Below are 13,979 nucleotides of genomic sequence, written 5' to 3'. Positions count from 1 at the left end.
TTTGTCTACAGTCGTATTGCCTTGACTACAATACCATTCATCCGAATCTTTATTATAGGTATATTCGCTTTCATCTATTCTGTATACGGAGTGACTTACTGGTATATATGCCTTCGCCATTGTTTCTTCTATAACATTCAGAATTGCCTTTCTGAAATAGGCCTTGTCACCGTAGACTTCTTCCACCTTCACACCAGATCGCTTTGTTTCTTCCAACATTTCTTTGGCATAACTTCCATCCATATAAGCACCATTCGCGGTTCGAACAGATGTAATAATTCGTTCATCTGTTGTCATGACAAACTCCGTTTTATAACCATAAAAACCTTGGGTTTTACTTTTACGACCAACTCGTGCATCTTCATCAATGAGAGAACGCACTCCTTTTTGATGCATAAATTTAGGGTCAGCAAGAATATCTTTTGCCTTTTGAATGATTTCTGACGTTTTTGATTCTTTCTCAGAAGTCTTTTCTTCTGCTTGATCAATCACTGTTTCCAAATAAGCCTTCATCACAGCTTTCGCTTCGTTGTGGTCCTCAATTTCTTTATAGTTAGGTGCCGATGGCACATTTTCTAACGGTTTTCCTGTTTCTTCTTCGTAGGTCTGCATAATGTTTTTACCCAAATGTTTCATCAGACGCTCTGGGGTTTTCTTAATGGTGTTGGCTTCCATATGTGTGGCATCTATACTTACACTCTTTCCCTCAATGATGCCTTTATCTACACATTGCTTAACAATTTCCGTAATCATCTCATCAAGGGATCCTTCTACTAAACGCTGTGTTCTGAACTTCGAAAGCAGACTTTTATCAGGAAGATCGTCCTCAGGATTAATACCGATAAAGTACATATAAGCTAAATTCAAGCTGGCTTCTTCGATAACTTTCTCGTCAGATAAATTATAGAGATGTTGCAGAAAAAGAAGTTTGCACATCAATTCCGGCTCTTTCGCCGGTCGTCCAAATTGCTTACAATAACTGTTCTCTAGTAATTTATTGATAAAGCTAAAATCTACTACAGTTGAAATGGTTTTAAGTATATGATTTTCTGGTATTTTACTATATAATATAGAATGAAGACTTAATTGTTTTGGCTCTAGTCGAAGCATAGAAAAAACCCCCTAATGGTTTGGTATTTGGTCATACTAATTATACCATTCAGGGGGTTTTTTCTCGTTGAATTATCGCGAAGTTTTGGTGGAATTTATTAAAGTTTAGTGAATTTGAATAATTGAGTTAAAGTCGTAGACTTTTTCACTGGTCCCGGACGGTTCTCTGCTTCCTTTCTCATTCGTTATCTCATCACTGCCCCGGTCCCACTTGCTACATAAATGTTCACTTTACCAAAATCTCGTGTTTGAATCGTTACGATATCTCGATATGGCGTATCTAACACTTCATACTGCAGCCCTCCAAACTTCGATGGCTTCAACACTCCTGCCCAATTAGCTTTGTTGTTTTTTACTGGCGGTCTGTCTAATTTATAAACAGTCCAAGTCTTTGCGTCTTTCGGCAAATATAATGTTTGTGTTTTGTTATTGCTTTTGCTCAGGACAGCCATACTCTTTTCTAAATATTTTAGTGGATCGACAGCATTTGTTTTACTCGCATTCCATTTACCTTTATGTAGTTCAAAATGAAGGTGCTGCCCATTACTATCACCAGTGTTTCCCATCACGCCAATTTGTGTATGTTGGCTTACTTTTTCCCCTACACTAACTGCTCTAGACCCAGTCTGCATATGCGCATAAACCGTTTCAAAAATTTGTCCATTGATTTGGTGCTCCATAAAAATGCATTCCCCATAACTATCAGATTTGTACGACCGACTTATCCGACCACTTGCAGATGCAAAGATAGGATGTTTTCCCGGATCTGCAATATCAATCCCATGATGGGTTGGCCGCTCAATTGTACGGTATCCACTCGTTATCCTTCTTGTATCCGTTGGCCATGCAAAAATCTCACTACTCACGATTATCACGCTCCATTTTGTTTTCGATTACTTACAAAACTATAATCGTATGGAATGAAGCAAATAGTGTTGTATGACAAGAACAAAAGCTCAGGGCGCCTTGCTCACCCTAGGGCAATTAAGACAAACATCTATGTGGTGCTCTTTACCACAAAGATGTTTGACTCGGGTAGGCGCTGTAGCAGGACGTGGCACATGCTGGTAGTCAGTTAACCACAGGACACTAAATCTATAATTTCCTATACTATAAAAAGAAGCAGAGAACCGTCCCCTGCTTCCAAAGGAGTGGTAGAATAGGGATACGAGTAATAATAAGGAGGGGAATGAATTGAATATGAACAAGGTTCGTTGGGGTATTATTGGGTGTGGGGATGTAACGGAAGTAAAAAGTGGGCCTGCCTTTCAAAAGGTGGAAAACTCAGAATTGGTTGCAGTTATGCGTAGAACAGGCCATCTTGCTGAGGACTATGCAAAAAGGCACCAAGTTCCAAAGTGGTATGATAACGCAGACGAACTTATTAACGATCCAGAAGTGGATGTTGTCTATATTGCGACACCACCAGGATCACACATGGAATATACGATTAAAGCTGCACAGGCAGGTAAACCTGTTTATGTGGAAAAACCGATGGCACGGAACTCAGAAGAATGCGGGAAGATGATTGCTGCTTGTAAAGAGGCAGGAGTTCCTTTGTTTGTTGCTTATTATCGGAGAGCACAACCACGGTTTCTTAAAGTTAAAGAGCTGTTAGATAACAAAGCAATTGGCGATATTCGCTTGGTGCGTACCACCCAGTTCCAACCGGTATCAGAGAAGATAATCAATTCGAATGATGTTCCTTGGCGACTTCAGCCTGAAATTTCTGGTGGTGGTTTATTTTTTGATTTAGCCAGCCATACGCTAGATATCCTGGATTACATACTTGGACCAATTATATCGGTGAAAGGTCTTGCTTCTAATCAAGCAGGATTCTATAACGCAGAAGATATCGTTACTTCAACTTATTTATTTGAATCTGGTGTGCATGGTGTAGGTAATTGGTGTTTTTCTGCATTTGAAAAAACCGATGTAAATGAAATTATTGGGAGTAAAGGAAAAATTACTTTTTCAACCTTTGAACATGACCCCGTTACATTAACAACCGCCGGTGGAACGGAGAAATGGAGCTTTGACCCATTACAACATGTCCACCAACCGCTTGTAGAAACGATTGTTGCTGAACTAACAGGTGAAGCTGTTGAATGCCCAAGCACCGCCGTATCAGCAGCTCGCACGAATTGGGTAATGGATGAAATGGTGAAAAAATAACGATATGGAAGCAGGGGACGGTTCTCTGCTTCCTCATTAAGCACTGTCATTACCCATATAAACTAAAGATATCACCTAATTTTAAATAAGATCCACTAATTCACATCTGATACTGGCACAAAATCGAAAAAAGCAGAGACTTTTCCCTGCTTCACTAATCCTAAAAAAACTTATAATTATTTTTTCCGAGTTTTTTTGCTTTGTACATTGCAATATCAGATTTTTTTATGATGGAGCGGATATCAACGTCGGTACTCGAATACATTGTTATACCTATACTTGTTGTTAAGTTAAGTGTTTCGTTATAAATAGTCCAATCCGACATTGTTTCGAGAAGACTTTTAGCTTTTCTCTCTATTACATCCTTGTCAACCAAGTCCTGAAAGACAAGAACAAACTCATCTCCACCAATCCGTACACCTATATCTCGGTTCGACAAGTACTGCCTTATGCGATTTCCCACTTCCTCTAATACACTATCTCCAAATTCATGACCGTGCTCATCATTTACTCCTTTAAATCCATCTAAATCCATAAACATAATAGTCCCTTTAGAAGAGCTTGAAAGACCAATATCTGTGTCAAACATCTTGTAAAGATAGTTTCGGTTGTGCAAATTCGTTAGTGAGTCGTAGTTTGCTTGTTGTTCAAGTTCTAAAACATAACTAAAGAATTGAGACATTTTGCTCAAAAAAGCAATATTGTCTTGAGTGAATTTTGACGTTTTAGAATCAACGGCACATAATGTTCCAAATAATTCTCCATCTTGATAAAAAACAGGAACACCTACATAGGATCCGATATTCGCTTCAAAAGTAATAGGTAAATCACAGGTGAATGGATGTTCCTTAGTATTTTCAATTAATAGTGGTTCCCGACCACTTACACAGATACCTTGTCAGAAACTATCATCCAAAGGAATAACGCTACCTTCCTGAACATTCGTACCTGTATTATTATCTAAAACTCTTTCAATTGAAAGTTGGCTTTTGGTTACTTTAGTCAAATAAAGCGTCTTATTCGGCAAACCAGCATTTACAATTTCTAGTAATCGCAAAGAAGCTTCCTGAAAATCTTGAAAATGAGTTTTACTCATAAAAATCATACCTTTCTATTTTGCCAAAAAAATAACAATATCTAATCATTATAACTGATATATATACTTTATACGTTATTAATTCCAAAGTTATTTTTATCCTTACCAATTCTGGAAGAAGCAGAGAGGAAGCAGGGGACGGTTCTTTGCTTCGGAAGCAGAGAACCGTCCCCTGCTTCCACCGTCCCCCGCTTCCATTTACTTCCAGTTCAGCCAAAGCAACAACTAATTATTTTCAAATTAAAAAAGTAACCAGCCCATAGACTCTGGTTAAACCGCGGGCATGGATTGGTTACTTTTTTTCGTTTAAATTAACAACTGCAAAGTCAAGTACCGGCCGGAACAAGTGAAAAAGCAGATTTCTAGATTAATATAATGAAAGTATTTATTTCTAAGAATTGAGTCAGTTTCCTAATTACCTTTATCATTCATCTACCAAAATAAGCTCGGAAATAATTTCAATGGTATTATTAAATTACACTATTGTTGCTAACCATCTACTATTTATTGCAATTGCCTTGTCACTACTTAGAACAGATCTTATTTAGAAATTATTGAAGTATGTACCTTTATATGCGAGGGTCTAACTATAATAACTTGATTGCAAATTAATAGATAGAAATGCCCTGCTCACCTCCAAACATTTATCCGTTCAGATTTTTTTACGAATTTACTAGACATTGCCCGCATTCTAGCCTTTAGCAACATTTTCCTTCCCTCTGGTGTGTGCACATAAACAAGCTCAGCATCACCGACTCTTTTTTTCCAATGTGCCAACAGCGTTTCAACAAATTCTTTTTTTCTACCAATCTCCTCGGGTACGGCATGATAATCATGCCGTACCCAAAAACGTTTTCCTGACTTTCGGTGCAGTAGATAACGGGGATTATCAATTGGATCTACAATCTCTTGCAAACTTTGCAAAAACAGCTTTTGTTCATGCGTCGTTCCACACTCCAAATAACAGACCACTCGGCCATCTTTCTCTTTCTTGGCATGTACTTTGTTATGCGTTGGTGCTGTTTGGATCTGTCCTATCTGAAAAAGTGTATGATAAATCGAATTCCCGACTTGTTCCATACTTGATTCTATGGAGGAGTTAAACAGAAAAATACGTAATGCTTTCCACCAGAATGGAGAAGATAGCAGCACCCCAATCGCTAATCCAAATAGCATTTGGAAAAGTAATTCACGAAAGGAATAATAGTACCCAGATTCGCCAATCGAATACAGAATATTTAGAAGTAGAACTAGAGAAATCACAAGCAATGATTTCAGTGTATTTCGAAAGACGAACGGCCTTGGCACAACCGATTGATCTGTTTGAATTTCTTCTCGTTTTTCCTCACCTTTGTGAACAGCTTCCTGCCAACGTTCAAACAAACGTTCACGATTAGTTGCTTTTCTGTACATTGTATTATTTATAGATGAAACTGTTTTACTAGAAAAATTAGAATTAGGCAATCTCAAACGTTCTAGCCCAGAAGTGATTAGCGGCAACTCCTCATCTAAACCAGTCAACGAACGAAAACGCCTTCGTAACGAGTGAAAATCATAACCACCATCATAAGCTTTTTCATCTACACAAACGAGATGCCAAATGTTAGCCACTTTATTCGGATTTCCTTGCTCTGTCCGAATCGCACGCCCTCTCATCTGGTTGGTCAACATAAAAGTTCCAACATAGGAAGCAAGAACAAGTGTATTGACACTAGGGGCATCCCAACCTTCTCCAAGCAGAGCTGTAGTTCCTATCAATACATCCACATCACCACGAGAAAAAATTTCTGTGACACAACGCACGATGTATTGCTTTGAAGCTCCCTTTGTTTTGATGGTTACATATCGATCGTCATGCGAAAGAGCATCCACATGATAATCTAACGAATATTCCTCTAATAATGAGACAGTCTCCTTTGGCAGGATAACGACTGAACCAGTTAATACGCCTAACTTACAACTCTCCCCTAATTCTCTTCTTATTTTCTCAAATACAGGAATGACACCAAGCCGGATGAGAGGCTTCTCATCGTCTGCATGGTTAGGTAGATCCTCTGCATAAATATAATCTGCCAAAATAACCAGCCTAAGTGCTTCTTTTTGTGCTTGTTTTTCCAAAGAAACAATCTGAGTGATACTGTCTAACTTTGAGGCACTTTGCAACAAAGTTCTTTCCATCGATCTAGTTGCTACTAGCTTCACACGACGGTGCTCCAACGCACGCATACTCGAAAGCTGCTGCTTGATACTTTTTAAAGGCTCTTCCTTCGGGTTCAAGTGTTTATCCCGATAAAACATAGCTGTTAATAATTCCTCTGCCCACTCCAAGTTAAATGAAGGTAAATGCTTGGCTTTTTCATCAACAAGTTGAAAAGGCATTTGCCATGCTTCACTCTCTGTTTCTTTTAAGTAACTGATCATACTAATAAAATAACTATGATTCGCTAATTTTTCTTCTATGTAATCCTCTGTTTTCATCCATGGATGCGACTCAATTAGTGCTTTGAAAGCTTCGTTTTTTAATAGACTTACCTTTAGTTGCTCAGCTTCCATATGAAAGATGTCAATAGGTTCCTTTTCTTTATGTGTTGGCATGGATATCCATAGATAGTCCTGATGTGGACACAAGTCGCCTTCCTTTACTAAAGCAGCAACATCAATTTCTTCATCAATTGGACCACACAGCTCGATATATTTATCCCACTCAGATTTCCCAACATCATAAGGAGGAGTGGCAGTAAGTGCAACTACAGTAGGATTGGTTAACTGATCTCGAACAGCTATAGTAGTTTTCCACCAGCTGGTCCGTAAATGATGCGCCTCATCCAGTAGTAAGGTTTGAAACTTTTGTTTAAAAAGCCGCTCCCGGGCCTGTTCTTTTTCTGTTAATTCCATTATTGATTCATCTTCTTCTATCTCGTCATCAATAACTTCTAATTTTGCTTCCTTACTTAAATCATCCTTGAAAAGTGCATGTAGGCTTTGATAGGTAGTAACTGTTATAAATTGAGGATTTCTTATGTCTGTAGTTATCCAAGAAGGTAATTTGTCTGTTTGTAAAAATAGTTCAGTAAACCGAGTGACCCACTGATTACGAATGGCCAAGGTTGGTGCAACAATTAAAGCAGACTTATTTAACCGGAGCATTACCTCAAGGCCCAACACGGTTTTTCCTGAACCGGGCGGTGCAACCAAATGAAGATGTTTATTTTCTAGGTGACTATCTAAATGCTGAAGTACCTCTCTTTGATAACTTCTAAAAGGATGAAAAAATGAAATATTCTCCGGAAAACGATCCATAATAACACCACTCCAATATGATAGAACACAATAGTTTCATTATTATATAAATCTAGACTGTAGATAAAGCCGGCGTGCATCATACATACACGTAGGTAATATTTGTGGACCACTTATACAAGGATTAGCTGATTGAAGTGGCGACTCGAGTACGTTAGGCGCATTTTCTATCAAGCCTTTTGTTGTTTATTACTCCTGGAAAGACTTCTATGGTGTTTTCCCGTATTCCTCATCTAAGTAAAAATTAACATGTTGCTCTTCTAGTGCATCCAAAAAACTAGTTGGATCTTTCAAATGACCAAGTGCAACATTAATTGCTGGAAAACCAGAGTTTTTGTTGATTTCTAGCATCTTCCTGTTCGTTCCACTAAATGTATTTATATACGCATCTTCTTGTCGGTGAACAAAACCGAGCATATCGTTTCCTTTTAAGGAATAAGGAAAACAACCTTCAATATCCTCCCATGGAATGAAGCCAACTTTAGGGGTAAAGCCAATAATATCAATTCCTTTCGTACTAACGATAACAGCAGGTTTGTTGGCAACCACTTTTTTCACTAATAGAAACAGTATTGGAACTAATATAATAACTAAAGTAATTGATAGAGAAAACAGGAACCAATCCATCTCTAAATTACCAGTTCCCATAAAAATGGCTAAACCACCAAAAAGGAGTGCCATCGACATAATAAATATAGCAAATCCTATTAACCTTGCTCTAGAATTATAAAACATTTTTTTATCCATCACTTCTTCTCCTCACTCATTAATTAATTTAAGGCATTGTCGTGTTATTATGATTCACCACATATGTAAGAGTTTTTCATAATTATCTTTCTTATATTTTTCTATAAAAAACTTAATGACAGCTTCTTCGACTTGATCTCGATTTGCTTCTGCAATTCGGTCTGTTTCTTCTCCATTTTTTAGGTCGTATCCTTCGCCATTGTAATCTTGTACGCTTACAAAATCCTCGTGATACTCTTTTTCCGTTTCATTGTTAACTGTTTCTGTGTGTTCTGTGATTCCGTATCCATTGAAAAACATCCTCCAAGTACAAATAATAGTCCTATTCCTATCGCGCTTGTTACTTTTTTCTTCTTGTGAAAGTCCTCCATCCAAATCGCTCACAGATCACATAGTCTATATTTTATAGGATAGTAGGGGGACTTCCTACACATTTTAGAAAATAATGTAAAATAATCCAAAAGTAGGGGTGCTTTTGATGTAGTGGAAATAGGCGGTCGGAATTCACAAACAGGACATTGTTCGTAAATCCTTGAGGGTGTATTTTAATCTTGCACTTGTTCTTGAGGTTTATTTCCTTTGGCTGGTGTTCCATTATAGATTTCATAATGATTTCTGGAATTCTGCTATCTAATTCCTAAGCCTCCCACAGAATCAATGGCTTACGGATTTGGTAACTTTGACGTATATCTAAAAGTAGTATTGTTCGATATACTTACATGGAATAATTTGGAGGGTGGTAAATTAGGAAGATGATAAAAAAACTTTTAGTAATTATATCATTACTTATTATTAGTTTAGTTTTATTTGCTTGTTCAGAGGATGCAACTAAAGAAGATGATAATGAAAGCGAACAAGAAACATCAGAAGAGGAACAGAAGGAAAATGTTACAAACTCAGAGGCTGATTACATACCAGAAGATGAGGAATTGTTAGCTGTTTTAGAAGAAAATGCTAAATATTTCCAACAAGGAGACAATGATTTATATTTGGCAACACTCCACAGTGAATCAATCGCAAGAGAAAACACTACGCAGTTACTAGAATCAATGGCTGGTTTCAACTTTGAAATAGAACTTTTAGAAACAGAAATCATAGAAAAAAGTCCAGAAGAAGCAAAAGTGAGGTATGTACAAAAAACACTTTCTGAAGCTCCTGGATACACTAATAATCAAACAACAGGAATTCATACCCTGCGCCCAGAAGCAGATGGCGAATGGAAGATTTTTGTAACCGGTTATGATGATATTGTTACTTTAGACGAGAACGGAGAAGCTTTAAAAGTGCAAACAATTGACTCCGTATTAGAATCACTGGAAGGTACATATGCCAAGGATATGCGAGGGATAAATCTAAATTATGATAATCCAGTTATGTTGGTTGGCTTTGAAGAAATGGAAGAATATGCATCACTCGAATTATTTTTGCCAGAAGAAAGCTTTACCGAAACCTATATGCATGTGGAAGTGTTGAAAAATGCAAAAAATATTCTTGGAATGCAGGACTTCTTAGATAATCTAAAACTTTCCTTTGAACAAAGTGGATTTACTGGTATCACCATTAATAGTTTTGACGTTACAGAAGATGAAGGTATGTTTGAAGCGAATATAAATGATAGCAATCCAATCAATATGCAGGCACATTATGGTAGAAGCTTCTTTAAAGGGGATGATTTATATATCATATCATATGTCGTATTAGGTCAGGTTGAACTAGATGAAGAAACAAAAGATACTTGGAACGAACAATTGAAGTCAATTGAATAACTAAATGCTAGAAAAGGAAGCAGGGGACGGTCACTTTCCGTCCCTACGGTCTTTGTTGACTTGTATTATAAATAAAATTATACTATAAATAAGAACACCAAGTGGAGTTAACCACTCGGCAATTGTAACTACATGCCGCATGAAGAACGGCTGACCAAATGTATGATGATTTACTCAAAGAAATAACCGTCTTATCCACTGGTCATGGGGACGGTTATTTCTTTTTGTTTAAGAAGACGACAATAGTTACAACGAGTGTAAGTGTAGCTAATAATGTTAAACAAAATTGAGCTACTAAACTTAATGCTTCATATGTCGTCATTCTACCACCTCCCTTCTCAGGAGAGATGGCCAACCGCCCACCATGCTATGTAGTTACGAATCTATTATACTACAATCCATCTAAAGAAGAACAATTCTACAAACATACGATAGGCATTGTCGACTCATATAGGCAGGGGGTCTTCGCTTCATTTCTTATCTAATATATAAAAATTATTCTATATCATCCGTCATATCAAACAGTTTCAAGGTTATCACACCCTCTATATGCAACTTAGGCAATTTCAGACACTAAGAACCTACTTACACTTCCATGCATACGATGGGTTAAAACCCAAAAAGGATGAAGGACGATGTCTATTTCGTTTCCAGTAAGTATTAAAACACTAAAAGTTAGTGCTGGACCAGATAAAACAGTTTATTACCCCAAAGTACATGGTCTGCAAAACGATAGATTGGAAAGGTTTATTAATCAAACAATTGTCCGTCAAACCCAGCAACTTATTGATCAACAAGTAGGAAACATGCCTACAACTGTGGAAGAAATGATCGGCTATTATGAAATTAAAAACAATCAGCGTGATGTACTGAGCTTATCAATTTCCAATTATACGTATCATCACCAGGCAGCGCACGGGATGACGTATATAAATTCTTTGACTTACGACTTAGAAAAAGGAACGCTGTGTAAACTTAAAGACTTATTTATACCTGGAAGTGATTATATCGCTAGACTATCAACTCTAATTCATGAGCAAATAAAACAACGTGACATTACACTACTAGATGACTTTACGACCATTCAGCCCAACCAAGACTTTTATATTGCAGATAAAACCCTTGTCATTTATTTTCAACTATACGATATAACTCCTTATGTTTTTGGATTTCCAATGTTTCCAATTTCCGTGTATGACATACAAGATATTATCGATGAAAACGGCCCACTTGGACGGATGGCAATTAATAATTGAATGGGCACGGAAGCAAAGAACCGTCCCCTGCTTCCTTTCTGAATCCATCTATTTGACTATCCCTCCTATTGTGTTGTTACAATAAAATCATGGTTATCATTGATACAACCCATTAAAAGGAGGAGAACGAAGTGACACATCAAATACAGATCGCCGCTAAATCAGGTACATTTACGATTGGTGGAGAATTAAAGGTGAATCGTTTAGGATATGGTACGATGCAGTTAACTGGTGATGGTGTTTGGGGTGAGCCCAATAATCCCGAGGAAGCTGTGCGCGTTCTTCAAAAAGCAATTGAACTTGGGGTAAACTTTATTGATACAGCAGATGCGTATGGACCTTTTGTTACAAATAAATTAATTAAAAAAGCACTACATCCATATAATGAAGATTTAGTTATTGCCACAAAAGTTGGACTGACACGTGCAGGTCCTAATGACTGGCGCCCAGTGGGACGTCCAGAATATTTGAGACAACAAGTGGAAATAAACCGTAACGATTTAGGTGTCGATACCATTGATTTACTTCAACTACACCGTATAGACCCTCAGGTTCCGCTTGCTGATCAGATTGGTGAATTAAAGAAAATGAAAGAAGAAGGAAAAATACGCCATATCGGACTTAGTCAAGTAAGTGTAGAAGAGCTTAAAGAAGCTAATGAAATCACACCAATTGCCTCTGTGCAAAACATGTACAACCTGGCAAACCGTGAATCGGAAGCTATGCTTGAGTATTGCGAAGAGAATAATATTGCATTTATTCCTTGGTTTCCACTTGCAACTGGCGAATTAGCAAAAGAAGGTGGGCCACTGGATAAGTTAGCTAAAGAACATGATGCACAGCCAGCACAACTTGCGCTTGCATGGTTATTGAAGCGTTCCAAAGTTATCCTGCCAATTCCAGGAACATCTTCCGTGAGTCACTTAGAAGATAATCTTGCAGCTGCTGAAATCGAACTTAGTGACGAAGAATTCAAAACATTGTCGGATGCAGTAACAGCAACTAAATAGAAGCAGGGGACGGTTCCCTGCTTCCACTTTGGTAAGGAAAGATCCCCTTCATCAGCACAAACAAAGAAGTCGGATGCTGAAGAACCTAATCATGTGAAAACCATCTGAACAATAACAACTTGAGATGGGTTACAGTAAACCGTATTACTAAAGATAGAACTACTTATATCCTAATTAAACAAAACCCTAGTTTTCTTCATTAAACGAAAACTAGGGTTTTGTTTTACCCATAAAAGGAAGCAGAGAACCGTCCGGGACCAGTGAAAAAGTCTACGACTTTAACTCAATTATTCAAATTCACTAAACTTTAATAAATTCCACCAAAACTTCGCGATAATTCAACGAGAAAAAACCCCCTGAATGGTATAATTAGTATGACCAAATACCAAACCATTAGGGGGTTTTTTCTATGCTTCGACTAGAGCCAAAACAATTAAGTCTTCATTCTATATTATATAGTAAAATACCAGAAAATCATATACTTAAAACCATTTCAACTGTAGTAGATTTTAGCTTTATCAATAAATTACTAGAGAACAGTTATTGTAAGCAATTTGGACGACCGGCGAAAGAGCCGGAATTGATGTGCAAACTTCTTTTTCTGCAACATCTCTATAATTTATCTGACGAGAAAGTTATCGAAGAAGCCAGCTTGAATTTAGCTTATATGTACTTTATCGGTATTAATCCTGAGGACGATCTTCCTGATAAAAGTCTGCTTTCGAAGTTCAGAACACAGCGTTTAGTAGAAGGATCCCTTGATGAGATGATTACGGAAATTGTTAAGCAATGTGTAGATAAAGGCATCATTGAGGGAAAGAGTGTAAGTATAGATGCCACACATATGGAAGCCAACACCATTAAGAAAACCCCAGAGCGTCTGATGAAACATTTGGGTAAAAACATTATGCAGACCTACGAAGAAGAAACAGGAAAACCGTTAGAAAATGTGCCATCGGCACCTAACTATAAAGAAATTGAGGACCACAACGAAGCGAAAGCTGTGATGAAGGCTTATTTGGAAACAGTGATTGATCAAGCAGAAGAAAAGACTTCTGAGAAAGAATCAAAAACGTCAGAAATCATTCAAAAGGCAAAAGATATTCTTGCTGACCCTAAATTTATGCATCAAAAAGGAGTGCGTTCTCTCATTGATGAAGATGCACGAGTTGGTCGTAAAAGTAAAACCCAAGGTTTTTATGGTTATAAAACGGAGTTTGTCATGACAACAGATGAACGAATTATTACATCTGTTCGAACCGCGAATGGTGCTTATATGGATGGAAGTTATGCCAAAGAAATGTTGGAAGAAACAAAGCGATCTGGTGTGAAGGTGGAAGAAGTCTACGGTGACAAGGCCTATTTCAGAAAGGCAATTCTGAATGTTATAGAAGAAACAATGGCGAAGGCATATATACCAGTAAGTCACTCCGTATACAGAATAGATGAAAGCGAATATACCTATAATAAAGATTCGGATGAATGGTATTGTAGTCAAGGCAATACGACTGTAGACAAA

13 protein-coding genes are annotated in these 13,979 nt (G+C 37.5%); 5 read left to right on the top strand and 8 right to left on the bottom strand.

From position 1 onward, the window contains the following. Both QQS35_RS14925 and QQS35_RS14920 read right to left on the bottom strand, forming a co-directional pair. Window positions 1-1,110 (bottom strand): IS1182 family transposase (locus tag QQS35_RS14925; RefSeq protein WP_285931612.1); only part of this gene is annotated, 1,110 nt, incomplete at its 3' end. 185 nt (window positions 1,111-1,295) lie between these two features. Then, a complete protein-coding gene (locus QQS35_RS14920) occupies window positions 1,296-1,976 on the bottom strand; it encodes a M23 family metallopeptidase (protein WP_285933016.1) in 681 nt (226 codons plus the stop codon). Between the two features lie 334 nt (window positions 1,977-2,310). Between QQS35_RS14920 and QQS35_RS14915 the strand changes: the two genes are divergently transcribed. Beyond that, window positions 2,311-3,285, top strand: a complete 975-nt coding sequence (locus QQS35_RS14915) for a Gfo/Idh/MocA family protein (protein WP_285933018.1) — start codon at window positions 2,311-2,313, stop codon at window positions 3,283-3,285. Between the two features lie 160 nt (window positions 3,286-3,445). On the opposite strand, the gene QQS35_RS14910 is transcribed toward QQS35_RS14915, so the two are convergent. From QQS35_RS14910 to QQS35_RS14890, 5 genes are all read right to left on the bottom strand, one after another. After that, window positions 3,446-4,177, bottom strand: a complete 732-nt coding sequence (locus QQS35_RS14910; RefSeq protein ID WP_285933017.1) for a sensor domain-containing diguanylate cyclase — start codon at window positions 4,175-4,177, stop codon at window positions 3,446-3,448. Window positions 4,178-4,183: 6 nt separating this feature from the next. Further along, window positions 4,184-4,381 carry a hypothetical protein gene (locus tag QQS35_RS14905; RefSeq protein ID WP_285933015.1) on the bottom strand — a complete coding sequence of 66 codons (198 nt, stop codon included), beginning with the start codon at window positions 4,379-4,381 and terminating at the stop codon, window positions 4,184-4,186. Between the two features lie 630 nt (window positions 4,382-5,011). Next, window positions 5,012-7,681 (bottom strand): DEAD/DEAH box helicase family protein, encoded by a 2,670-nt coding sequence (locus QQS35_RS14900; RefSeq protein ID WP_285933014.1) that lies wholly within the window; start codon window positions 7,679-7,681, stop codon window positions 5,012-5,014. 207 nt (window positions 7,682-7,888) lie between these two features. After that, window positions 7,889-8,428 carry an STM3941 family protein gene (locus tag QQS35_RS14895; protein ID WP_285933013.1) on the bottom strand — a complete coding sequence of 180 codons (540 nt, stop codon included), beginning with the start codon at window positions 8,426-8,428 and terminating at the stop codon, window positions 7,889-7,891. A 54-nt stretch (window positions 8,429-8,482) separates the two neighbouring features. Next, entirely contained in the window at window positions 8,483-8,728 is a 246-nt protein-coding gene (locus tag QQS35_RS14890) for a hypothetical protein (RefSeq protein ID WP_285933012.1), read from the bottom strand. Between the two features lie 452 nt (window positions 8,729-9,180). Here QQS35_RS14890 and QQS35_RS14885 point away from each other — a divergent pair, with 452 nt between their 5' ends. Next, window positions 9,181-10,194 (top strand): hypothetical protein, encoded by a 1,014-nt coding sequence (locus QQS35_RS14885; RefSeq protein WP_285933011.1) that lies wholly within the window; start codon window positions 9,181-9,183, stop codon window positions 10,192-10,194. 214 nt (window positions 10,195-10,408) lie between these two features. Here the strand turns inward: QQS35_RS14885 and QQS35_RS14880 are convergent, their stop codons facing one another. Continuing rightward, window positions 10,409-10,516 carry a putative holin-like toxin gene (locus tag QQS35_RS14880; RefSeq protein WP_285933010.1) on the bottom strand — a complete coding sequence of 36 codons (108 nt, stop codon included), beginning with the start codon at window positions 10,514-10,516 and terminating at the stop codon, window positions 10,409-10,411. 313 nt (window positions 10,517-10,829) lie between these two features. On the opposite strand from QQS35_RS14880, the gene QQS35_RS14875 reads away from it, so the two are divergent. From QQS35_RS14875 to QQS35_RS14865, 3 genes are all read left to right on the top strand, one after another. After that, window positions 10,830-11,450 (top strand): DUF3298 and DUF4163 domain-containing protein, encoded by a 621-nt coding sequence (locus QQS35_RS14875; RefSeq protein ID WP_285933009.1) that lies wholly within the window; start codon window positions 10,830-10,832, stop codon window positions 11,448-11,450. Between the two features lie 131 nt (window positions 11,451-11,581). Then, window positions 11,582-12,460 carry an aldo/keto reductase gene (locus QQS35_RS14870; RefSeq protein WP_285933008.1) on the top strand — a complete coding sequence of 293 codons (879 nt, stop codon included), beginning with the start codon at window positions 11,582-11,584 and terminating at the stop codon, window positions 12,458-12,460. Between the two features lie 409 nt (window positions 12,461-12,869). After that, a partial coding sequence (locus QQS35_RS14865; protein ID WP_285931612.1) for an IS1182 family transposase occupies window positions 12,870-13,979 on the top strand: 1,110 nt, incomplete at its 3' end.

The organism is Aquibacillus rhizosphaerae (assembly GCF_030282825.1).
GTDB lineage: Bacteria > Bacillota > Bacilli > Bacillales > Amphibacillaceae > Aquibacillus_C > Aquibacillus_C rhizosphaerae.
The sequence above is the reverse complement of the archived record's forward strand: the minus strand, read 5'-3'. Positions and strand labels throughout refer to the sequence as shown.